We start from the raw sequence: 1239 nt of genomic DNA, 5'->3' as shown, positions 1-1239 counted from the left end.
CCCCCGCGCCACCCCGTGACGGTGGTCGGCCTCGGCGCCGACGGCCTCGCCGGCCTCGCCGACACCGCCCGCGCGGCGCTGCGCACCGCCGAGGTGATCATCGGCGGTCGCCGCCAACTCGACCTGCTGCCGCCCGCCGACGCCCCCGAGGGTTGCCCCGGCGAGCGCGTCCCCTGGCCCTCGCCCCTGCGCCCGGCCGTCCCGCGGCTGCTCGCCGCCCACCGGGACCGGCGGATCGCGGTCATGGCCAGCGGGGACCCGATGCACTTCGGCATCGGTCGGGCCCTGGTCGAGGAGCTCGGAGTCGGGGGCGTCCGGGTCCTGCCGCACCCCTCCTCGATCTCCCTGGCCTGCGCCCGCCTGGGGTGGCCGGTGGAGGACACCGAGGTGGTCACCCTGGTCGGCCGTCCCCTCGCCTCGCTGACCGCCGCCCTGCACCCGGGCCGTCGGGTGCTGGTGCTCTCGGCGGGCGCCGACACCCCCGCCCGGGTCGTCGAACTGCTCCGCGACCGTGGCTTCGGATCCACCCGGGTGCGGCTCCTCGAACAACTCGGCGGCCCCGGTGAGCGCCTGCTCGACGACCCCGACGGCACGCCCGCCGCCGAGTGGGACGAGCCGCCCGGCGACCCGCTCAACGTCGTCGCCCTGGAGTGCCGCCGCGACCCGGACGCCCCGGGCCCCCGTCTCGGCCTGGTCCCCGGTCTCCCCGACGAGGCGTACGAGCACGACGGCCAGCTCACCAAGCGGTACGTGCGCGCCGTCACCCTCGCCGCCCTCGCCCCGGCCCCGGGCGAGTTGCTGTGGGACATCGGCGGCGGCGCGGGGTCCGTCGCCGTCGAGTGGCTGCGCGCCCACCCCGCCTGCCGCGCCGTCACCGTCGAACGCGACCCGGGTCGGGCCGCCCGCATCGCCCGCAACGCCGAGACCCTGGGCGTGCCCCGGCTGCGGGTGGTCACCGGCACCGCCCCCGGCGCCCTCGCCGGACTGCCGACCCCCGACGCGATCTTCATCGGCGGTGGCCTCACGGCCTCCGGCCTGCTGGACGCCTGCTGGCGGGCGCTGCCGCCGGGCGGTCGGTTGGTCGCCAACACCGTCACCCTGGAGTCGGAGGCCCTGCTCGCCGAGCGACGCCGCCGGCACGGCGGCGAGTTGATCCGGCTTCAGCTCGGCCGGGCCCGTCCGGTGGGCGGTTTCACCGGCTGGACCCAGGCCATGCCGGTCACCCAGTGGTCGGTGACC

At 78.1% G+C, this 1239-nt stretch carries 1 protein-coding gene; it reads left to right on the top strand.

Features of this window, described 5'->3' with window-relative positions; all coding sequences use genetic code 11:
* A partial coding sequence (gene cbiE, locus FNQ90_RS23750) for a precorrin-6y C5,15-methyltransferase (decarboxylating) subunit CbiE (RefSeq protein ID WP_194432834.1) occupies positions 1 to 1239 on the top strand: 1239 nt, incomplete at both ends.

Source organism: Streptomyces alkaliphilus, from assembly GCF_014141535.1.
GTDB lineage: Bacteria > Actinomycetota > Actinomycetes > Streptomycetales > Streptomycetaceae > Streptomyces > Streptomyces alkaliphilus.
This window is presented reverse-complemented; position numbering and strand designations above follow the sequence as displayed.